Annotated in this window: 19 protein-coding genes and 1 tRNA gene; 7 read left to right on the top strand and 13 right to left on the bottom strand. The window is 30.7% G+C overall.

The features are described 5' to 3' along the window. Positions 1–187 precede the first annotated feature (187 nt). Positions 188–763 carry a TetR/AcrR family transcriptional regulator gene (locus tag GC105_RS07935; protein ID WP_193708330.1) on the top strand — a complete coding sequence of 192 codons (576 nt, stop codon included), beginning with the start codon at positions 188–190 and terminating at the stop codon, positions 761–763. 275 nt (positions 764–1038) lie between these two features. On the opposite strand, the gene GC105_RS07930 is transcribed toward GC105_RS07935, so the two are convergent. The 4 genes from GC105_RS07930 to tkt all read right to left on the bottom strand — a co-directional run bounded on the left by GC105_RS07930 (position 1039) and on the right by tkt (position 6792). Next, entirely contained in the window at positions 1039–2043 is a 1005-nt protein-coding gene (locus GC105_RS07930) for a uroporphyrinogen decarboxylase family protein (RefSeq protein ID WP_152803458.1), read from the bottom strand. 163 nt (positions 2044–2206) lie between these two features. After that, positions 2207–2282 (bottom strand) — tRNA-Ala (locus GC105_RS07925). A 336-nt stretch (positions 2283–2618) separates the two neighbouring features. Continuing rightward, positions 2619–4499 (bottom strand): molecular chaperone HtpG, encoded by a 1881-nt coding sequence (htpG, locus tag GC105_RS07920; protein WP_281350096.1) that lies wholly within the window; start codon positions 4497–4499, stop codon positions 2619–2621. Positions 4500–4827: 328 nt separating this feature from the next. Further along, positions 4828–6792, bottom strand: a complete 1965-nt coding sequence (gene tkt / locus GC105_RS07915) for a transketolase (RefSeq protein ID WP_152803456.1) — start codon at positions 6790–6792, stop codon at positions 4828–4830. A 194-nt stretch (positions 6793–6986) separates the two neighbouring features. Between tkt and GC105_RS07910 the strand changes: the two genes are divergently transcribed. Further along, complete coding sequence (locus GC105_RS07910) at positions 6987–7682, top strand: AzlC family ABC transporter permease (RefSeq protein WP_152803454.1); 696 nt, start codon at positions 6987–6989, stop codon at positions 7680–7682. Continuing rightward, on the top strand, positions 7676–8008 hold the full coding sequence (locus tag GC105_RS07905; RefSeq protein ID WP_152803452.1) for a branched-chain amino acid transporter permease: 333 nt from the start codon (positions 7676–7678) through the stop codon (positions 8006–8008). The genes GC105_RS07910 and GC105_RS07905 overlap by 7 nt, the downstream gene beginning before the upstream one ends. Positions 8009–8042: 34 nt before the next feature. On the opposite strand, the gene GC105_RS17225 is transcribed toward GC105_RS07905, so the two are convergent. After that, positions 8043–8345 (bottom strand): OsmC family protein, encoded by a 303-nt coding sequence (locus GC105_RS17225; protein WP_343029992.1) that lies wholly within the window; start codon positions 8343–8345, stop codon positions 8043–8045. A 305-nt stretch (positions 8346–8650) separates the two neighbouring features. Between GC105_RS17225 and GC105_RS07895 the strand changes: the two genes are divergently transcribed. Both GC105_RS07895 and GC105_RS07890 read left to right on the top strand, forming a co-directional pair. Beyond that, the gene (locus GC105_RS07895; protein WP_152803450.1) at positions 8651–9259 is read left to right on the top strand and encodes a flavin reductase; all 609 of its coding nucleotides are present in this window, start codon (positions 8651–8653) and stop codon (positions 9257–9259) included. Positions 9260–9455: 196 nt separating this feature from the next. Next, the gene (locus GC105_RS07890) at positions 9456–11168 is read left to right on the top strand and encodes a methyl-accepting chemotaxis protein (protein ID WP_152803448.1); all 1713 of its coding nucleotides are present in this window, start codon (positions 9456–9458) and stop codon (positions 11166–11168) included. A gap of 168 nt (positions 11169–11336) precedes the next feature. Here GC105_RS07890 and GC105_RS07885 read toward each other — a convergent pair whose 3' ends face one another. From GC105_RS07885 to GC105_RS07860, 6 genes are all read right to left on the bottom strand, one after another. After that, complete coding sequence (locus GC105_RS07885; RefSeq protein WP_152803446.1) at positions 11337–11999, bottom strand: rhomboid family protein; 663 nt, start codon at positions 11997–11999, stop codon at positions 11337–11339. 118 nt (positions 12000–12117) lie between these two features. Beyond that, on the bottom strand, positions 12118–12543 hold the full coding sequence (locus tag GC105_RS07880; protein ID WP_152803444.1) for a CBS domain-containing protein: 426 nt from the start codon (positions 12541–12543) through the stop codon (positions 12118–12120). A 107-nt stretch (positions 12544–12650) separates the two neighbouring features. Then, positions 12651–13820 carry an NAD(P)-dependent malic enzyme gene (locus GC105_RS07875; protein WP_152803441.1) on the bottom strand — a complete coding sequence of 390 codons (1170 nt, stop codon included), beginning with the start codon at positions 13818–13820 and terminating at the stop codon, positions 12651–12653. Positions 13821–13903: 83 nt separating this feature from the next. Continuing rightward, the gene (locus tag GC105_RS07870) at positions 13904–14725 is read right to left on the bottom strand and encodes a Cof-type HAD-IIB family hydrolase (protein WP_152803439.1); all 822 of its coding nucleotides are present in this window, start codon (positions 14723–14725) and stop codon (positions 13904–13906) included. A gap of 51 nt (positions 14726–14776) precedes the next feature. Beyond that, positions 14777–15049: a cysteine-rich small domain-containing protein gene (locus GC105_RS07865; protein ID WP_152803437.1), complete on the bottom strand. Its 273-nt coding sequence runs from the start codon at positions 15047–15049 to the stop codon at positions 14777–14779. Between the two features lie 183 nt (positions 15050–15232). Beyond that, positions 15233–16894: a M23 family metallopeptidase gene (locus GC105_RS07860; protein WP_152803435.1), complete on the bottom strand. Its 1662-nt coding sequence runs from the start codon at positions 16892–16894 to the stop codon at positions 15233–15235. Positions 16895–17127: 233 nt separating this feature from the next. On the opposite strand from GC105_RS07860, the gene GC105_RS07855 reads away from it, so the two are divergent. Both GC105_RS07855 and GC105_RS07850 read left to right on the top strand, forming a co-directional pair. Beyond that, on the top strand, positions 17128–18102 hold the full coding sequence (locus GC105_RS07855; protein WP_152803433.1) for an ArsR/SmtB family transcription factor: 975 nt from the start codon (positions 17128–17130) through the stop codon (positions 18100–18102). 64 nt (positions 18103–18166) lie between these two features. Beyond that, on the top strand, positions 18167–19309 hold the full coding sequence (locus tag GC105_RS07850) for a 1-deoxy-D-xylulose-5-phosphate reductoisomerase (protein WP_152803431.1): 1143 nt from the start codon (positions 18167–18169) through the stop codon (positions 19307–19309). Positions 19310–19459: 150 nt separating this feature from the next. On the opposite strand, the gene GC105_RS07845 is transcribed toward GC105_RS07850, so the two are convergent. Beyond that, positions 19460–20050 (bottom strand): hypothetical protein, encoded by a 591-nt coding sequence (locus tag GC105_RS07845; RefSeq protein ID WP_152803429.1) that lies wholly within the window; start codon positions 20048–20050, stop codon positions 19460–19462. A 372-nt stretch (positions 20051–20422) separates the two neighbouring features. Next, complete coding sequence (locus tag GC105_RS07840) at positions 20423–21451, bottom strand: 3-deoxy-7-phosphoheptulonate synthase (protein WP_152803427.1); 1029 nt, start codon at positions 21449–21451, stop codon at positions 20423–20425. Positions 21452–21534: the final 83 nt, after the last annotated feature.

Genomic DNA, 21534 nt, shown 5'->3' with positions numbered 1-21534 from the left:
CAAAGAATCATGTCTCTACACAAACACTTTGGTTTTAATTGAACACTATGTTGATAATTGTATCTATATATAGTATAATGACATTGTGTTTAATAATCAACAATCATATACTTAAATAGTGTAAGTTAATAAACATATATAATAATTATGTACGATATTTGCATATTTTGAAGAATGGGAGAACATGATGAAGGGCAAAAAAGACGATAGAAGAGTCATTTATACAAAGATGGTACTAAGAGAGAGTTTAATTAAGCTACTTGAAAAAAAGAACATCTCGCAAATTTATGTAAAAGAAATATGCGAAATTGCCGACATCAATCGTGGCACCTTCTATGCCCATTATAATGACCAATTTGATTTATTAAACAAAATACAAGATGATTTATTCGAAAATATAAAAATGCATCTTTCCGCCTATACTAATGATGATATACATACTCCCCCAGTTGACATGGTCGAGAAGATATTTGAATATATCAAAGAAAACTCTAAGCTGTGCAAGCTCTTACTTAGTGATGGAGGAGATTTGAAATTCCAAAAACGTGTACTCACTCTAGTATATGAAAAAAGCATCAATGAAATTACAAAGAACAGTTCAATATCTAAGGAAGACGCAGAATATATACACGCATTTCAACTTACAGGTTGCCTCGGAATTATACAAAAATGGCTAGATGATGATATGAAAAAGTCGCCATATTTCATTGCAGAAACGATTATAAAATTGACTACTGGCTTGACAGAACTGATCAGGCACTAGTGCTATTATTGGTGTACGGTTACTTTACCCTCAAAAACTCTGAAACCCACTAGTATCAGTGAGTTTCTATTTGTGTCAAATATTTAACTTCTCTCTCTGTATTTCCCTTTTCTGTATTTCCCTTTTCTGTATTTCCCTTTTCTGAATTTACTCACAAACTCACAAATACCACCAAGTAGTTTAATGCGAATGACTAATCAAGGTTACCATAAATTTCTTACCTCTTTTTGAATTCAGCCAAGTGCCAAAGTTGAAAGTCTCATAAAGAATAGCATTTAAACTTGATTCTGCATCTTAACAGGGTGTTCCTCAGCAAACATTTTTCCATAAGACTTTAATTCATCAAAATAGATTTCATTATTCCATTCTCTAAAACATACTCCATTAGGTATAGAAGGGAAAAAACGTCCGCCCGGACAATAGGTATCGATTGCACGTCTAACTTCTGCTCTAATCTCTTCTTCTGTTATGTTCTCAATATCGATTTTGGGTCCATCAATGCCACCAATCATAGCTAATTTTCCTTCAGTAATTCGTTGAATTTCTACAATATCATTTTGTGGGATAACTCCTTGCCAAATATCGACTCCAATTTCAACCATATCTTTCACTATTGGCTGACATATACAATCCGCATGGTGCATATATATCATTCCACATTCATGAATCGCATCTGAAATCTCCTTTTGAAGGGGTTTAATGATCTCTCTCCATACAGATGGAGGAAGAAAAAGATTTTGCTTTGTACCCCAGTCATCATGATAGAAGATAATATCTGGTTGACATTCCTTAGCAATTCTTTTAATATATTCTATTTTATGATCTGCAATGACTCGGAGCAATGCTTTCATTTCATCTGGATATTCCAGATAGCTGATCAACGCATTTTCAACTCCCATTAGAAAATGGCTACGTTCAAAAATCCCTGCTGGACAAAAAAAACATACTAATTTTTCATCTCTATTTATAGCATCTACTTGCTGTTTTAATTCAGAGTAGTCAAAATCTTCGATAGAAGGTACTATAAGCTGTTCTTGCCACTTTTCAATATCCTTAATCACTATGTTTTCAGGAGTTAAATGAGGATGCGGTCCTGGTGATCCTGGCAAAAACATTTTCACTGTTCCCCATGAATCTTTGTATTCTTTTCCATCCTGTGGAATAATAGAATCCTTTAAAAATTGTGGATCAGTAATAAACTCCACTGCCGCCATCAAATCTCCATAGTAATCAGGTTGCTCACCATTGTAGATTGCCATAACATTCTCTCTTAAATTCATAATAACCTCCTATTTAAGTTATGTATTTGTAATTATTATTTATATTACAAATTATATTCTTTTGGAAACTTTAAGTCAATATAAATTGTTAAAATAATACTTAAAAAATGCTGAAACCCACTAGTATAAGTGGGTTTCTAAATATAATATATATTCTATTATTTGGTGGAGACAAGGGGATTCGAACCCCTGACCTTCTGACTGCCAGTCAGACGCGCTCCCAGCTGCGCCATGCCCCCATGTAAAAAACTGTGGTCTAAATAAAACTAATTTGTTCTTTAATTATTTTTGTAGCTGTATAAGCTTCTTAGCTACTCCTATCTATGCTATACCCTTTTATATTGAACTGAATTATTCTTCATATAAAAATATAACACAGTTTTAATGGCTTATCTAGTACTATTTATAATATATTTTTTGTCACCTTTCAGTAAAATATCCGTATGATAATATTGAAACACAGTTTCTTTGCCTCCTCTTTTTAAATAGAAACTTTATACGTGTGACATTTTAGATCTCTTGTACAATAAACCGGTTATTTTTTAAATAACCGGTTTATAATTTATAACTTCCTATTACATCATTACTTTACATATATTGTTAGTGAACTCTACTGGGTCGCTAATTGGCAAGCCTTCAATAAGAAGTGCTTGATTGTATAATAAATTGGTATATAAATCTAGTTTATCACTATCGTTCTCTAAAGCATTTTTTAATTTTTCAAACACTTCGTGATTTGCATTAATTTCTAATACTTTTTCTGCCTTTACATCTTGATTATTGGGCATAGAATTAAGTATTTTCTCCATTTCAATAGTAAGATCACCTTCGTTTGCAAGGCAAACCGGATGGTTCTTTAATCGTTTAGAGATTTTTACGTCTTTTACTTTGTCTTTTAAGATATCTTTCATAGAATCAAGTAACGCTTTATTCTCTTCTTGAGTATCAGCGCTTTCTTCCTTTTCTTCTGTTTCAATTCCTAAGTCTCCACTTGAGACTGATCTAAATTCTTTTTCTTTGTACATATTTATCATTCTTATTGCAAATTCGTCTATATCATCTGTGAAGTATAAAATTTCATACCCTTTATCAGATACTAATTCTGTTTGAGGAAGTTTCTCTATACGCTCTATTGATTCCCCTGATGCATAATAAATATACTTTTGTTCTTCAGGCATTCTTTCTACATATTCGTTTAATGTTACCATCTTTTTCTCTGTTGATGAATAGAACATAATCAAATCTTGTAGGTCTTCTTTATGATTGCCATAATCACTGTAAACCCCGAATTTCAATTGTCTTCCGAATGAATTATAAAATCCATCATACTTTTCTCGTTCATTAGTTAAGATATTTTGAAGTTCATTTTTTATTTTATTCTTTATGTTCTTAGCAATTAATTTGAGTTGTCTATCATGTTGTAATATTTCTCTGGATATATTAAGAGATAAGTCTTCAGAATCAACCATTCCTTTTACAAAACTAAAATAATCAGGTAATAATTCTTGGCATTTATCCATTATTAAAACTCCACTTGAATATAACTCTAATCCTTTTTCATATTCTTTTGTATAATAATCGAAAGGTATGCTTTCTGGAATGTATAAAATAGAATTATAGCTTACCACTCCGTCAACACTAACATGGATATGTTTTATAGGCTTATCGAATCCATAATGTTTTTCCGAGTAAAAATTCTCATAATCTTCATCCGATAATTCATTTTTATTTTTTCTCCAAATAGGTACCATACTATTAATAATTTGTTCTTCTGAATATTCTTCATATTCTCCTTCAACACCCTCTTTTGGCTTTGATTGTGTTATATCCATTTTTATTGGGTATCTAATAAAATCTGAGTATTTTTTTATAATACTTTTTATTCTATATTCTTCTATATACTCATCATAGTTTTCATCTTCTGTATTTTCTTTAATTTTTAAAATAATATCTGTACCGACGGTTTCTTTGGTAGCAGGTTCAATAGTATATCCATCTGCTCCCTGAGATTCCCATTTATATCCTTGATCACTTTCTTGAGTTCTACTAAGCACTGTAACATTTTCAGCAACCATAAATGCTGAATAAAAACCAACACCAAACTGCCCAATAATATCGTATCCATCTTTAATCTCATTGTCTTTTTTGAAAGCAAGAGATCCACTTTTTGCAATCACACCAAGATTTTCTTCCATGTCTTCTTTACTCATTCCAATACCAGTATCAGAAAGAGTCAAAGTTCTATTATCTTTATCGATGCTAAGTTTTATAAAGTAATTCTCTTTTTCAAAGCTAACTGAACTGTCATTTAGCCCCTTATAATATGTTTTATCAATAGCGTCACTAGCGTTAGATATTAGCTCCCTCAAGAAAATCTCTCTGTGAGTATAAATTGAGTTAATCATCATATCTAAAAGTCTTTTAGATTCTGCTTGGAATTGTTTTTTTGCAGTCAATTTTTATCTCTCCCATCATTTGTATATAATACTTATTAGCACTCTTCTATACTGAGTGCTAATATATTTATTTTCACATATTTTAATTTTGATGTCAAGGATTATCTTGGATATTTGTTTATATCTACTTACTAATTTTAACCTCTTAAAGCATCTATAATCTAAAATAACAGTCTGTCGAGAAAGTTAAAGGTCAAGGAATAAAAAAGTCTAACGGACGCAGCGTATACAAACATACGTAAACGTGTTGGACTTTTACAATGACGCAGAGATTGAGATTTGTCGTCAGTCTAAAAGCTCTGCTTTATGAGCAGAGCTTTATATTTTACTATAATTCTTTGACTAATTTAACTAAATTTTCTACAGTAAAACCATATTTCTCGATTACTTCACCACCAGGTGCACTTGCTCCAAATTTATCTATGGTTAAGGTTTTACCTTCTAATCCTATATATTTATGCCATCCAAAAGAAGATCCCATTTCTATAGCTACCCTTTTTTTAATATTTGCTGGTATTATAGTATTCTTGTACTTTTCATCTTGTTCTTCAAATCTTTTAAATGAAGGCAATGATACTACTCTTGTATCTATCCCATCCTCAAGTAATACTTTTTGAGCTTCGATAGCTAATGACACTTCACTACCTGTTGCAATTAAAATAGCATCTATGTTTTTTTGTTCCTTTGATATTATATATCCTCCATTTTTAACTTCTTCTCTTTTAGAATTCTCTAAAGTTGGAAGATCCTGTCTAGTTAGTAAAATAGATGTTGGTCCAGTCGTTGAGGTAATAGCAAGTTCCCAAGCACCCATTACTTCATTTGTGTCGGCTGGTCTTATTACATCCATATTTGGAACTGCTCTAAGTCCTGCTAATTGCTCAATAGGCTCATGTGTAGGTCCATCTTCTCCAACTGCTATAGAATCATGGGTAAATGCAAATATTGACGGAATCCCCATTAATGCAGCTAACCTCATTGCTGGTTTCATATAATCACTAAATATAAAAAATCCACCTGAAAACCCTTTTAAACCATGAAGGACTAATCCATTTACTATAGCAGCCATAGCGTGTTCTCTAACTCCAAAGTTTATATTCCTTCCACCTGGATTATCTATACTAAAATCTCCATTAATTCCTTTTATTTTTGTAGAAGACGATAAGTCAGCACTTCCTCCTATAAGTAATGGACTTTCTTTTTGAAGTAGTGTTAGTATTTCTCCTGAGGATACTCTAGTAGCTACTGATGACTTAGGCTTGTATGAGTTGAATACATTATCAAAATCAATATCTATTACTCCATTGTTAGTAATCTGTTTTATAATTTTACCGAGTTCAGGATATTTCTTGGTGTATTCTTGCAATAGACTATTCCAATTTTCGTATGCAACGATACCTTTTTCTTTATTTTCTTCTGTAAAATGATTATATATCTCTTGTGAGATGTCGAATGGTTCGTGTTTCCAACTTAGATTTTGTCTTGTTATTACAGTATTTTCTTCACCTAATGGCGCACCATGAGTAGCACTTTTACCAGCATGAGGAGAAGCGTGTCCTATTATTGTTTTTACCTCTATTAAAGTAGGTTTTGTATGATTATTCTTAGCTTTCTCAATAGCCAAATTTATATTATTGGGTTCTTCTGGTTCATCAACTTTTATATAATTCCAGTTCATTGACTCAAATTTATCTTTAATATTTTCTGAACTTGCCATATTGACTGGCCCATCAAGCTGAATATCATTTGAATCAAATAAGATTATAAGTTTAGATAAAGCAAGATGACCTGCTAAACTTATAGCTTCTAGGGATATACCCTCTTGTAGATCTCCATCTCCACATAGAACATAAGTATAATGATCCACAATTTTTTTATCATCTTTATTAAATACTGCACCAAGATATTTTTCTGAAATTGCCATTCCTACAGCTGACGCGATACCTTGACCCAAAGGACCAGTGGTAACATCTACTCCCGGCGTATGTCCATATTCTGGGTGTCCAGGAGTTTTAGATCCCCATTGCCTAAAATTTTTTAGTTCTTTCATAGGTATATCATATCCATTTAAATGTAGTGTAGCGTAAAGTAATGCTGACCCATGACCTGCAGATAACACAAATCTATCCCTATTAAACCAATTAGGTTCTTTTGGATTGAATGCAAGTTGCTTAGAAAATAATGTGTACATAATTGGTGCAGCACCTAATACAATACCAGGATGTCCGCTGTTTGCCTTATTAACCATGTCAACACCTAGAAATCTTATAGCATTGATTGAAGTTTTGTCCATGTTTATTTCACCTCATAAATTATTTATAGTAATTAAATTATTTATACCCTTTTATATACGTAATATGCTCTTAATTACTTTTTATTTTGAGTTTAGACCCATAACATTTTTACCATGATAGATAGCTTCTTGATAGCTAATAAATTTTGATATATAATATATTTCTATGTAATATATGAAGGAGCAAAGTACATATGAAGTTAAAGGCTTTTAAAGCAGCATTTCCGTATACTATCCCAGTACTAATGGGATATCTGTTCTTGGGGATAGCATTTGGCATACTATTATCTAGCAATGGCTATCATTACATATGGGCTATCCTTATGAGTGTTTTTATTTATGCAGGATCTATGCAATTTGTTGCAGTAGGTTTGTTGACAAGTATATTTGATCCTTTGGGAACCATGTTACTAACCTTAATGGTAAATGCAAGACATCTTTTTTATGGTTTATCTATGATAACAAAATTTAATGATATGGGAATAAAAAAATTTTATATGATCTTTTCATTAAGCGATGAGACTTATTCTTTGCTTTGTTCTACTAAATCACCTAAAAATTTAGATAAGAATTGGTTTTATTTTTTTATTGCACTGCTAAATCAAAGCTATTGGATATTAGGCTCTGCTATTGGTGGAATAATAGGATCTCTATTTACTTTTAATTCTAAAGGGGTCGATTTTGCTATGACAGCTTTATTTGTAGTCATTTTTATTAATCAATGGCAATCAAATACTAATCATACGCCTGCCCTAATTGGCGTTTTTGCTTCGTTATTATGCCTTATTATTTTTGGTGCAAATAATTTTATCATACCATCAATGATAGCAATTTTATTTACCCTTACCGTAAAAAATAAACCGGCAAAAGAAAGGGATCCTCAATGTTAACAAACTCTAATTTAATCATAACAATAATTATTATGGCAACCACGACTTTTTTCACTAGATTAGTTCCATTTATTATTTTTCCTTCAAATAAAGAAACACCTAAATACATCTTATATTTAGGTGATGTACTTCCTTATTCAATTATTGGGATGCTTATAATTTATTGTCTTAAAAATATCTCATTACTTACTTTTCCATATGGAATGGGCGAGATTATAGCTATACTTTTCGTCATTATAGTTCATGTATGGAAAAAAAACACCCTTCTTAGTATTTGTGGTGGAACTATACTATACATGTTTTTAGTACAAACTATTTTTATCTAACTTTAAATACCTGAACACCTACCAAATTAGATATCTAAGCTAATTCAATTTTAACAGGTGTTATATTCATAATATTGTCACTCACTGGGCATCTATTTTCAACTGTTTTAAGCCATTTTGACAGTAATATTTCGTCAGCACTAGTTTCTGGTTTTATGAAAACAGTAATTTCTTTAAAACCACTTCTTTCTTTATCAGACTTTCCCATAAAATTATTCGGATTTAAATTCGCTTGTATATCAATTTCCAGTGCATTTAATTCTATACCCATTTCTTTTGCAACTACATGACACACTACATTTAAACATCCTGAAAATGCTGCTAATAAGTATTCTATTGGTGTTGCTCCTTGATTTGTTCCACCTACATTTTCAGGTTCGTCAATTATTATGCTAAACCTCTTGTTTTCACCATAGTTTTTGTCTTACTCTGACTCACTGCCTTAATATTACTAATTAAATCAGCCATTTTAATCCTCCTAAATATATTATAGTATTAGTATTGCTCCCTGATAAATATATCTTCACTGATATACGGTGTGAGATAAAATTTATAAGTATAAACTTTATTATTAACATATAGTTTAATTTTTATCATGTCTGGGTAATAATAGTTATGATATTTTTGAAAGGGAGATTGTAAATGAAAAAGTGGAAATGTAAAGTGTGTCAATATATTCATGAAGGAGAATTGCCACCAGATATATGCCCTGTATGCGGTGCTAGTTCTGAGGCATTTGAATTATTAACAGAAGAAATACAGGTATCCGAAGATGAAAAACAAGCAACTCAACAAATATTATTTAATTGCACATATGGTTTATATATTATCACATCTTTTAGTGGCGAAAAAATAAATGGTATGACTTCAAATAGTTTTGTTCAAATGACTGACACACCGTTACAAGGAGCAGTTGGAATAAACAAGAATCATTTAACTAGTGAGTATATTTTAGATTCTGGAGTATTTGCAGTGAATTTCCTAGGAAATAATAACCATAACGAGGTTAAAAGATTTGGATACAATTCAGGTAGAAATATTGACAAATTTAAGGGAATCGACTATACAACTTCTGAGAAATTAAATTTACCTGTATTAACTAATACAATTGGTTATGTAGAATGTGAAGTTCAAAGAGATAAATGTATAGATTTAGGTACACATACCCTTTATATTGTTAGTATTGTAGGTGGTAAAAACATAAATAAAATAGAACCTATGACATATGCGTATTATCGAGCCACTAAATAGTATACGGCCTCCTTATATGGGGGCTTTTTTTTATAAAATTATATAAGTATACATTATGAAACATTTACCAATACTAGGGTTTAATATTTACATTGAATTAAAAATTATTCTAGTATATTATTATGTCTTAAAGAATTGACAATTATTTCTCAACTAATCTATGTTGTAAATAATATACATAATAAAGGAGATCGACATGAAAAAGAAAAAAAACAGCTTAATTTTGACTTTACTTAGTATGTCAGTTATTCCTGTACTTATTTTAGGTACTATAGTAACCTGGTATGCTTCTATAACTTTAACACATGGTATGCAATATGAGGTAGAAGAAGGTTTAAAAAGTATAACGGTCTCTCTTGCTAGCGCCTATGAACATAGTTTTAAAGGTGACTATACTCTAGACGAAAATGGCAACTTGCTTAAAGGTCAAGGTATGATCAGTGGCGATTATCAAATTATAGATCAGCTAAAAAAGGATGCAGGAGTTGATTCAACTATCTTTTTTCAAGATACTAGGATTATAACATCAATTGTAGATAGTGAACGTAATAGACTAATTGGAACAAAAGCTTCAAATGAAGTATTAGAAAACGTCTATAAACAAGGGAAACAATATTTCGACACAGATGTAATTATAAATGAGGTTCCCTATTATGGATACTATTCTCCATTAAAAAATAGCGACGGAACAATTATTGGTATGGTTTTTGCGGGTAAACCAAGTACAGTTGTTTCATCAACAATTAATAGTGAAATTTTAAAGATAGCTTCCATAGCACTTATTATTATGATATTATCGATGATTATTTGTATTTTAATCGCAAGAAGTATAATCAAATCTTTACATAGTGTTACAAACTCTCTTAGTGAAGTTGCACTGGGAAATCTTAATCATATAGTAGAAGAAAAGGTATTGAACCGAAAAGATGAAATAGGTACTATAGGTAAATCAGTTGTAATTCTGCGGGATTCTTTAGTAAACGTAATAGGTAATATTGTGAGTTCTATTGATACCTTAGCTCGTTCAGCAGATAACCTTGATGAAACAGCTTCACAAACTAGCTCCACTACAGACGAAGTTAGCAAGGCCATTGAAGATATAGCAAGGGGAGCAATGTCACAAGCAGATGAAACACAAACAGCTTCTATTAATATTGTTACTATTGGCGAATTGATTCAACAGATAGTAAAAGATGTTGAACTACTTAACTCAATTGGCTCAACAATGGATTGTGCAGGCAAGGATGCTGCTATTATTATTGATGAACTAAACGATTCCAATGACTCTACAATCGATGCCGTTACGAGAGTTGCTAAACAGACTGATACTACAAATGAATCTGCTCAAGAAATTAAGCAGGCCGTTGAGATTATTACTTCTATAGCAGGCGAAACCAATTTACTTTCTCTAAATGCTAGCATAGAAGCAGCACGTGCTGGAGAAGCTGGAAGGGGTTTTGCAGTAGTAGCTAATCAAATCCAAAAACTTGCTGAACAATCTAACGAATCCGCACATAAGATTAAAGATATTATTGGAACTTTATTAACAGATTCTCAAAAAACCGTAGAAATTATGGAAGATGTAAAATCAACCGTCGCAGAGCAACAAAATAAACTAAATGAAACAAAAAATAAATTTTTAGAAGTAAGTGATGGGATTAGTGCATCTATGGATGGTATTTTAGGAATCCAGAGCAAAACTCACACTCTTGACAGTTCAAGAGAAACTATTGTAGATGCAATTCAAAATCTCTCTGCTATTTCTGAAGAAAATGCAGCATCTACTCAAGAAACTACAGCGTCTACTCAAGAATTAAACGCTACAATTGTTGAACTAGCTAATTCTGCTAAGTCATTAAAAGATCTATCAGTAAATCTAGAAAAGGAAATCAGTATTTTTAAACTATAGTAGATTTGAATTTTTGTAATGAGCCAAGTGACTGCTTGCAGACATTTGGCGACTACCTCGAGAAACTCTCAAAGCATGTTTCTTGAGGTTCATCATCTGATTTATCCCGAATTAACAGGCACTAAGACTCCCACTTCAAGGTCTCAACATAGTGAATAAAGTTTCACTCTATTTTCTTTTTTTAAATTCCCTAATTTGAGCATTATAATTTCGACGATTGTTGTATACTTTTCTTTTTTGTGACATTCCTCCAAAAAAATCTTTATAGAAGAATAAGAAAAAGTTTAGTAGCGATACAAGAGCAAACACTTTTTCTGGAAAGGCACCTGTAATTATTGTAACTGCATAAAAAAACCAATTTAAATAACCTAAGTATTTAATTTTTACAGGTATAATAAAAAATAATAAAATCTGATAATCTGGATAGTAATGCGCAAAAGCTAAGAACAGTGATAAATTAATGTATATTGGTATAGCGGGGGAACTTGTGAGTATTGATGCAATTATTGTTGCAACCATTCCAAATAAATAATAAATATTAAATTTTGAAGTACCCCATTCATTTTCTAGAGATGAGCCTATCATATAATAAAAATACAAAACTATGATAGCAAAAATTCCAGATGCTGGAGGTATAAATATAAAAGTAATTATTCTCCAGATTTCTCCTTGTAAAAACAAAGATAAATCAAAATACAAGTAGTATCTAAACCCAGGCATAATTAAAACTTCAATTAAATAAACGCCTAAATTAATAGCCGCTATATACATCATTAAATTTCGTATAGCAAATTTATCAAATACTCGTTCTAATTTCCATAACCATTTCAATAATAACACCTCTTTTAAATTCGTAGTTATATTTTACAAAAAATCAAGAGGAATTGCAAGGTTCTATGTTACAGCATAATAATACAAAAGAGGATTCCTTAGGAATCCTCTTTTGTATTTATTGCAACCCTGGTTTACTTGTAATATCTTTCAGCGCACTACCAGCTTCACGTTTTTGACCTTTAGTTTGTGCTAAATCTCCTAATGATACCATACCAACCATATGTTCTTGTTCAACTATTGGCACTCTTTTGACTTGTCTTTCAGACATTATTTGTGATATTTCATCCACACTAGATTCAGGTGAAGCTGTAGCTACATTACTAGTCATAATATCACCACATTTTGATTGCCCAGGTGTTTGATTTTCAGCTACATCTCTAAGTACTATGTCTCTATCTGAAATAATACCTACAATTTTTCCTTGATCTTCAACTGCAACTGTTCCCACACCAGTTTGTTTCATTTTTTTTGCTGCATCTACAATCATATCGTCTTTTTGAACTACTACTATTTTATTTGTCATAATTGATTTTGCTTTCATATTTATCACAACTCCTTTCAAAGTTTATTATGTACTTAAAGGAGATTATAATGACAAGTAATTATTTCAAAATTTTTTTATAAAAAATAATCGCATAATATTAAATATTAAATATTTTCTCCTGTTTTCAATGCCGCATCTTTTACCGCTTGGGATACTGACTCAACTACTCTTTTATCGAATATTTTAGGTATAATATACTCTGCATCTAGTTCATCTTTGTCTATAATATTTGCGATAGCAACAGCAGCCGCTATTTTCATATCTTCATTTATTTTTTTAGCTCTAATTTCCAAGGCGCCTTTAAAAATTCCCGGAAACACCAACACATTATTGATTTGATTATTGAAATCAGATCTTCCTGTGCCAATAATAGCGGCACCAGCTGCTATGGCTTCATCTGGCATTATTTCTGGTACTGGATTTGCCATAGCAAATATGATAGGGTGCTTTGCCATAGTATATATATACTCTTTTTTTAGTGCCCCTGCAACTGAAACACCTACAAAAACATCTGCGTCCTCTAAGGCAACTTCTAGATTACCAGATATATCGTTTTTATTCGTTAATTTTAGTATATCAATTTTATATTTAGACAAGTCATCTCTATTTTTGCTAATAATCCCCTTGCTATCGCAAAGTAATATTTCTTTTACTCCAAATTTATCCATTAGTTTAGCAATAGCTACTCCTGCTGCACCTGCACCATTGATAACTACTTTTACATTTGAAACATCCTTATTAACAACTTTTAAAGAGTTAATAAGAGCTGCCAATGTAACTATCGCAGTTCCATGTTGATCATCATGAAAAACTGGAATATCTAACTTTTCTATTAATTTTTTTTCAACTTCAAAACATCTAGGAGCAGATATATCTTCTAGATTAATTCCTCCAAAGCCAGGTGCAATATTTATAACAGTATTTACTATCTCATCAACACTTTGAGTAGATAAACAGATTGGGAAAGCATTTACGCCTCCAAATTCTTTAAAGAGTATAGCTTTTCCTTCCATAACAGGCATCGAAGCTAATCCACCAATATTTCCTAGACCTAAAACAGCAGAACCATCTGAAACCACTGCAACCATATTTCCCTTAGATGTGTATTTATACGCATCTTCTTCATTATCTCTAATTGCCAAACATGGTTTTGAAACTCCAGGTGTATATGCTAAAGATAGATCTTCATAACTTTCCACTGACACTTTAGACTCAACACTAATTTTACCTTTATTTTTTTCATGCATTTTTAATGATTCTAAATAATAATCCATTTTTTCCTCCTTGGTCGATAGTCTCACCTATAAAGTTTCATTAGGGTAAACATCTCTATAAATGTATAAACTCAATATTTCTATTAAAGCACAAACTTCTCTATAGCTATAGCCACACCATCTTCTAGATTTGATTTTGTTATATAATCTGCACTATCTTTTACAGGTTGTTCAGCATTCTCCATAGCGACCCCTAATCCTGCATATTCAATCATCTCTAAATCATTATAATTATCACCTATTGCCATGATGTTTTCTGAATTAATACTATATTGATCTGCTAAGTACTTAAGTGCATTTCCTTTATTAACATCCCTATTTATAACATCCACAGAATTCTGTAAGGATGACACACAATATATACCATTAATTTGATTCATCTCACTTACCAGTTGATCAAATCGTTCCTTTAGAACCCCAGTTTGTAATAAAAACATCTTCAACAGCTCATCTGGTTCATCTATCATATCCATAGGGTTATTCATAATTTTAATACTTACTCTATCATCTATATTCTGATCTTCGTTCCATTTTCGATATTGTCTAACTGTTTCACTTTCTTCTTTTGCGTAATAAGTTTGTTCACTATATAACTGATAATAAACATCATTGTATTCCAATAATTTGGATAGTGCATTTTTAAGTGAATACTGTGGAATAGGACATTTGTAAATCAATCTATTTTCTTCTTTAATCAAAGCTCCATTACAAGTTATTATTGGTGTTTCAATACCCATCAATCTAGTATAATACCTAGCAGAAGTATAAATCCGGCCAGTAGATAAAACAATTTTTACACCTTTTTTAGCTGCGGCAATAACAGCATTTTTAACTCTATTAGTAATCTCATGTCTCGAGTATAAAAGAGTTCCATCCATATCTATTGCAATCATTCTTACGTCCAACTCAATACTCCTTTCAACAACTAGCTCTAAAAATTTATTAATTAATTCTTGCTATTTTTTCTTAGCTATCTCTAGTATCCCACCCATTTTATCAATAATTCTATCATAGCACTCTCTTTTATGAGGAATTGAACACTTTGAACAATTTTTAATTCCTTTTTCAGTATAAGAAAAATCACCACCACATTGATCTCCAAGAGCATAAAGAGGACAATAACAAAATAGACAGTTGAAATTTTCTAATAAGTCAGTTTTGTGACAAGGAAAGTATTCACATTTGCTATTGTTAAAAAATTTAAAATTTTCTGTTTTATTTTTTTTCATTTTGTACCTTTCCAACAAATCGACATAATAGTCGTTGTTTACGTTTATAATCTTAATTTCGGATATAATTACACATAGTTTCATACTATTATAATAATAATTTAAAATTTAAACAATAGAAATAGAACTTTTGGATATTGTATAAAAAAAAGCCGTATATTTTCAACGGCTTTTTCTGCTATCTTATGGAGAGACAGTTCTTCCTCTAGATAAATTAAAATAATTAGTAATTTTTTGCCTTGATCCATTTTTAATTACTTCAAAATGCAAATGACTTCCAGAACTATTGCCAGTACTACCCATGCCACCAATATTTTGACCTCTAGAGACTCTATTTCCTACAGATACTCTTATAGAACTTAAATGAGCATATAGTGTTGAATAACCATTTCCATGATCTATTACAATGTAATTGCCATATCCATTACCTCTGTTAGTTGCTAGTGTAACTTTACCACTGTCTGCAGCATATATATTGGTTCCAACCCTATTAGCAATGTCAACTGCTCTACCACCGCTATGACTCCCTGGTTTGTTAATAGCGGTAATTCTTCCAGATGTAGGTAATCTAAAGCTTCCTTTTGCTTGTCCTGGAGGTAATGCTTTTGTGCCCTTTGCTATAACTTTATCTTGTGCTTCTTTTATAACTTTTTCATCAATAATTTCTGCAGAAATTTGATTATTATTTTCATATTCTACTATCGAAGTTATTTGTTTAATACCTTGTACACCTTCTGATATTACTTTTGTCTTACCAATATATATAGATGAATCTTTTTTGTAGACTGTTTCATAGTTAATTTTTTCTTCTTTAACCTCTTCTTTAACAGTTTCTATAGTTAAATATGGCTTTTCCACTGCAAGATTTATAAGCTCTCCGTCTCTAAGACTGGTTATATCTTTTTCAGGATTAGCATCTTCTATATCTTTGATATTTACACCACGATTTACTGCAATATCCCAAGATGTATCACCACTTTTAACTTTATATTGATTAATTTCTTCTGTCCCTTGACTTATAAGAGCGATAGCTTGATTTACTTCTTTAATACTACCATAGTTAACTAGCTTCTCTTCAATGGTATAATCTTCATGTATTACGGGATCTTCTATAAGTTTTGATTTATTATTTTCTTTAACATAAGGTGATAAGACTCCATCTATTACGCGTTGTGCATCTTCTTTACTACTAAAGCTAGCTATTTCTTCACCTTCAATAATAATAACTGCACCTTCTAAAGCTAAATCAATATTTGTATCATAGACTGCTTTTAAACTCTCATCAATATTTGATAATAATTTATCTTTTCTAATAAAAGTCTTTTCGAAAGCAATATCTTGTTGAAATACAATGTTATTGCCATACCAACTTGATAACTCTCTATTCACTCTACCAACTGCCTGAGCAAATACTTTTTGTTCTTTTACAATTCCAATATCTTGACCATTAAAACTAACTTGATAACCTATATTCGCATCATATATAGATACCCCTAAAACTAATACAATAATTAATAAACTAGTTACTATACATTGCTTCTTATATTTAGCTATAATACACATAGCGTTATGGCAACTATTAAGTGATGATTCTTTAAACTTTAATAATTTAAATTCATAAAATATTTGAAATTTGTGCTTTACAGTTCCAACAAAACGATCATATCTAAACGCAATTTCATTTATAGCTAATTTAGGGTTCATTAAGATATGAATAAATTTAATTAGTTTTAATTTAAAGTTAATAACTATATTGGACTTGTTAATTGGACTGATTTGTTTTAAAAATTTGATTCCCTTGAGATCCTGGTCATTTTCTTCATTAGTTAAATGAGTATTTTCCAATCTTACACCTCCAAGATCATTTACATATTAGATACAATAGTAAACTTCTTGTTACATTTTTTTTACACTAACCAGTCTACCATAACTTCATGAGAATAGAAACACTTTTTTTATACATTTAACATTAGTAATAAACTAACTTTATACTCGAAATTATGATATATTTATATATACTGATTGATAAAAAAATATACTATGCAATATGAGATGCAATTTAAGGAGAACGAACTAAAATGGATAAATTTGTTACTCACGACATTTTTAAATATGAATTAATTGCCCAAGCCTTATCAAATTATAATAGATTGAAGATTCTAGATTTGCTAAAAGATGGTGATTATAATATAAATCATATATCTAAAACATTAAAAATGCCTATGCCTACTGTAACGGTTAATATTCAAAAACTTGAAGAAAGTGGTCTAATTATTTGTACATCAAAATCAGGTAAACACGGTAAACAAAAGATATGTTCTCTAAAGTATCGGGAGTTAACCCTAAAGTTTTTTGATGAAGAAACTGAAACTTATAATATTGTGGATACAGACTTTTTCCCATCAATAGAAAAAAATCCTAGTACTGATTTACAGTTAACCGAGAAAATTATTGACGTTAAATTAGGTAGTTATAATAGTTTCAAAGTTAGTTCCTCTTATGGAATGGCATCAGCAAATGAACTTATTGAAAAAGGAAATGCCTTATGCTCATTTTCATCTGACGAAAAAAACAAATGTGAAGTTCTTTGGTTTAACGATGGTTTCATAACTTATGATATTCCAATAGATATTGGTGATAATATCTTAGATTCATTGAATGTTTCTTTTGAAATGTGTTCTGAACATATGTTTTTTAACAATAATTGGCCCTCTGATATTAGTCTTTGGATTAATAGTGTAGAATTAGGCACATATACAAGCGAAGGTTACTTTGGCGATAAAGGTATATTAACACCATCATGGTGGCCTATAGACAAACCTCAACATGGCGAATTAATTAGTTTTAAAGTTGATAACATTGGAACATATATTAATGAAAAAATCTTTAGTGCTCTAAAAATTAAAGAATTAATAGTAAGTGACAATACTATATCGATTAAAATCGGTATAAAGAAGCATGCTAAAAATTCTAGAGGTATAATGATTTTTGGAGAACAATTTGGAAACCACAAACAAAATATAAATGTTCATGTAGTATATAAGACCTTATAGATAATATAAAATTAATTTAAAAAAACTATGCAATAATTAATAAAAATGTAAGGAGTGTTTAATTATGAAATACGTTAGTATATTAGGTTCTACCGGCTCTATAGGGACACAGACTTTAGAAATAGTAACTGATAATCCCGACAAATTAAAAGTTGTAGGTTTAACTACAAATGAAAACATTGATTTATTAGAAAAGCAAATTAAAATATTTCAACCAAAAGTTGTTGCTGTAATGAATCCTGATAAAGCATATGAACTTCAGAAGCGCTTAGGTAAAAGAATAGAAGTCTTATCTGGATTAAATGGATTATGTGATGTTGCTTCTCTGTATGATGCAGATATTACTTTAACAGCTGTGCCCGGTATGGTCGGTCTTCTCCCTACATTAGAAGCAATTGACAAACGCAAAGATATTGCTTTAGCCAATAAAGAAACCTTAGTATCTGGTGGTCATATAGTAATGGAAAAAGCCAGAGAAAAAAACATTAAAATATATCCCGTAGATAGTGAACATAGTGCGATCTTTCAGTGTCTGATGGGTAATAGAGAAAAAGATATTCATAAGATTATTCTCACAGCCTCGGGAGGCCCTTTTAGAGGCAAAAGTCTAACGGAGTTAAAAGATGTTACCGTAGAGAAAGCTTTAAAACATCCAAATTGGTCTATGGGCAAAAAAGTAACGATTGATTCTGCTACTCTTATGAATAAGGGGCTAGAAGTAATTGAAGCAAAATGGCTGTTTGAACTAGACCCCGAACAGATTGAAGTAGTAGTACATCCTCAGAGCATTATACATTCCTTAGTAGAATATGTAGACCATAGTACATTAGCACAATTAGGATATCCTGATATGAAAATTCCTATCCAGTTAGCAATGTTTTATCCAGCTCGAATAAACAATAAGATTAAATCTTTAAACCTTGCAGAAATCGGTTCTTTAACCTTTGAAAAGCCAAATACTGAAGCATTTAGGTGTCTAGCTTTGGCCTTCGAATCGATAAAATTAGGAGGAAGTATGCCTACTGTATTGAATGCTGCAAATGAAATAGTAGTTGAAAACTTTTTAAAGAAGAAAATTGATTTTATACAAATTCCACAAATTGTTGAAAGGGTTATGGAAAAGCACGATATAATTTACAATTTAGACTTAGATAAATTACTACAAATCGATGAGTGGGCTAGGGCTACTGCTTCAACTATCTGCTAAATAGAAGATTGTATCCTTAAACTTAAGTATGTAATTATCCTTTATCTATAAATAATATATAGTAGTTTTAATTCATTACTAAATTTAAGGGCAATTATCTGCAAATGCCCTTAAATAATTTTGTTCTTGACCATGCTGATACTATAATTTCTAATCAAACTCAATCCAAAGTACAATAAGCTGACCTTCTTCATTTTCATACCAAGTAACTTCAATCAAATCATTACTGTCTATATCTAAACTTTCGATTTTATCTTCTGCTGATAAATATCTAAGGGCTATGTTTTCGTCGTCGCTTATAACTTCAAAACTATTTCTATCAATTAATCCAACATAATTAACATTTTTGGTAACCAAGTTAATTTCTTGGTCCACTTGGCTTAATACTTCCACTTTTTCTACATGGTTTTGTTCTTTTTCTCTTTTGTAAATTGTTTTAATTCGATCACCAGCATTTAGATTTAAACTGCTATAATCTTCATAGGCTCCATTCTTATAGAACACTATATAACCATTTTGATCATCAATAACCTCAAAGGAATTATTATCAGCAAAACCGACAAATGTACCACTTGAAGTAATCCTATCATCATTTGGTTTATCATTATTGTTTTCATCTACTGGCTGATCAATTATATCTTCATCTACTCCATCAATAATTTCTTCAGTATCAGGAGTACATCCTATTATGGTGACACTTATTATTAAAGTCATAAATAATAGTAATACGATCTTTTTCATTTTAACAACTCCATATTTATTGTATTTTTCAATCCTTAATATTTTATACCCCTAATTTAATTTTTATATCTATTATTTTTCATATTTTTATAAAAGTGTATGTTGTAGCAAATCTACTTTAAGTAATTGTATTCGCAAGTATCTTTTGTTATGTGTTTAGTTATGGTCCACTATCTTTCCTACACAAAAGAGAAATATTAATAAAATAATATTTCTCTTTAATATGCTATATTATGAAATCAAACTAATTACCAATTATTACATCAAACTTCACCTGAAATTGTTTACTCTTTTAGTACGTAGTTAATTATTGCATTTTACAAAGCTATATACCACCATAAGACTAGTTTTAGATAATACGCTTCCTATACCCTATAGTTTCTCAGCTATGTCAAATACAAGCCTCTCTGTGGCCTCCCAGCCTAGACATGCATCAGTTATAGATTTTCCGTATTTGCAACCGTCTATACCTTGGTTTCCTTCTTCTATATAACTTTCTATCATCAATCCTTTTATCATTTTTTTCAATAGAGGATTATAATTCATATTTAATAAAATTTCCATGGTAATTCTTGGTTGTTCATAATACTTTTTCATAGAGTTTGCATGATTTGTATCAACAATAATTGCTGGATTTGCTAAGTTTAACTTTTCGTATTCTTTAGCTATGTATGCTAAATCTTCATAGTGATAATTTGGTATATTTCTTCCGTAAGAATCAACGGCTCCTCGTAAAATGGCATGACTATGAGGGTTTCCTGAAGTTTCAACTTCCCAACCATTAAATATAAAATTATGACTCGATTGTGCAGCTAATATTGAATTAAACATCACAGAAAAATCGCCACTAGTGGGATTTTTCATTCCTACAGGTACATCTACACCACTAACTGTAAGCCTATGTTGTTGATTCTCAACTGAACGTGCACCTATTGCAATATATCCTAACACATCTGTTAAATATGTATAGTTCTCAGGATAAAGCATTTCATCTGCTGCAGACATATGAAATTCAGTTAACGATCGAATATGTAATTTACGTATTGCCTTAATACCTTCAAGCAAATCTGGATCTTTTTGTGGATCAGGCTGATGAACCATGCCCTTGTAGCCAATCCCAGTAGTTCTAGGTTTATTAGTATATATTCTAGGTATAATAAGGATCTTATCATTCACTTTTTCTTGAACTTGTGCAAGTCTTTTAATATACTCGCATACAGAATCTTCATTATCAGCAGAACAAGGCCCAATAATTAAAATAAATCTATCATCTTTACTTTCAAATATATTAGTAATTTCAATATCCCTTTTTTGTTTTATCTCTTTAATATGATTAGGCAAAGGTGTCCGTTCAAGAATCTCTTCAATAGATGGTATTTTTTTAATATAATTCATTCTCATAATATATTCTCCTCAAATACTTATTTTGCTCCCTAGTTGTTATCAATAATTTTCTTAATATTATACAATATTAAACATCAGAA

Source organism: Alkalibaculum sporogenes (assembly GCF_009362815.1).
Taxonomy (GTDB): Bacteria; Bacillota; Clostridia; order Eubacteriales; family Alkalibacteraceae; genus Alkalibaculum_A; species Alkalibaculum_A sporogenes.
The sequence above is the reverse complement of the archived record's forward strand: the minus strand, read 5'-3'. Positions and strand labels throughout refer to the sequence as shown.

Coding starts and splice junctions, on each gene's coding strand:
- GC105_RS07865 (WP_152803437.1), bottom strand. CDS start 15,049: ATGAAAAAAAATAAAACAGAAAATTTTAAATTTTTTAACAATAGCAAA.
- GC105_RS07895 (WP_152803450.1), top strand. CDS start 8,651: ATGAAAAAGTGGAAATGTAAAGTGTGTCAATATATTCATGAAGGAGAA.
- GC105_RS07890 (WP_152803448.1), top strand. CDS start 9,456: ATGAAAAAGAAAAAAAACAGCTTAATTTTGACTTTACTTAGTATGTCA.
- GC105_RS07905 (WP_152803452.1), top strand. CDS start 7,676: ATGTTAACAAACTCTAATTTAATCATAACAATAATTATTATGGCAACC.
- GC105_RS07845 (WP_152803429.1), bottom strand. CDS start 20,050: ATGAAAAAGATCGTATTACTATTATTTATGACTTTAATAATAAGTGTC.
- tkt (WP_152803456.1), bottom strand. CDS start 6,792: ATGGACAAAACTTCAATCAATGCTATAAGATTTCTAGGTGTTGACATG.
- GC105_RS07935 (WP_193708330.1), top strand. CDS start 188: ATGAAGGGCAAAAAAGACGATAGAAGAGTCATTTATACAAAGATGGTA.
- GC105_RS07875 (WP_152803441.1), bottom strand. CDS start 13,820: ATGGATTATTATTTAGAATCATTAAAAATGCATGAAAAAAATAAAGGT.
- GC105_RS07930 (WP_152803458.1), bottom strand. CDS start 2,043: ATGAATTTAAGAGAGAATGTTATGGCAATCTACAATGGTGAGCAACCT.
- GC105_RS07840 (WP_152803427.1), bottom strand. CDS start 21,451: ATGAGAATGAATTATATTAAAAAAATACCATCTATTGAAGAGATTCTT.
- GC105_RS07855 (WP_152803433.1), top strand. CDS start 17,128: ATGGATAAATTTGTTACTCACGACATTTTTAAATATGAATTAATTGCC.
- GC105_RS07850 (WP_152803431.1), top strand. CDS start 18,167: ATGAAATACGTTAGTATATTAGGTTCTACCGGCTCTATAGGGACACAG.
- GC105_RS07880 (WP_152803444.1), bottom strand. CDS start 12,543: ATGAAAGCAAAATCAATTATGACAAATAAAATAGTAGTAGTTCAAAAA.
- GC105_RS07910 (WP_152803454.1), top strand. CDS start 6,987: ATGAAGTTAAAGGCTTTTAAAGCAGCATTTCCGTATACTATCCCAGTA.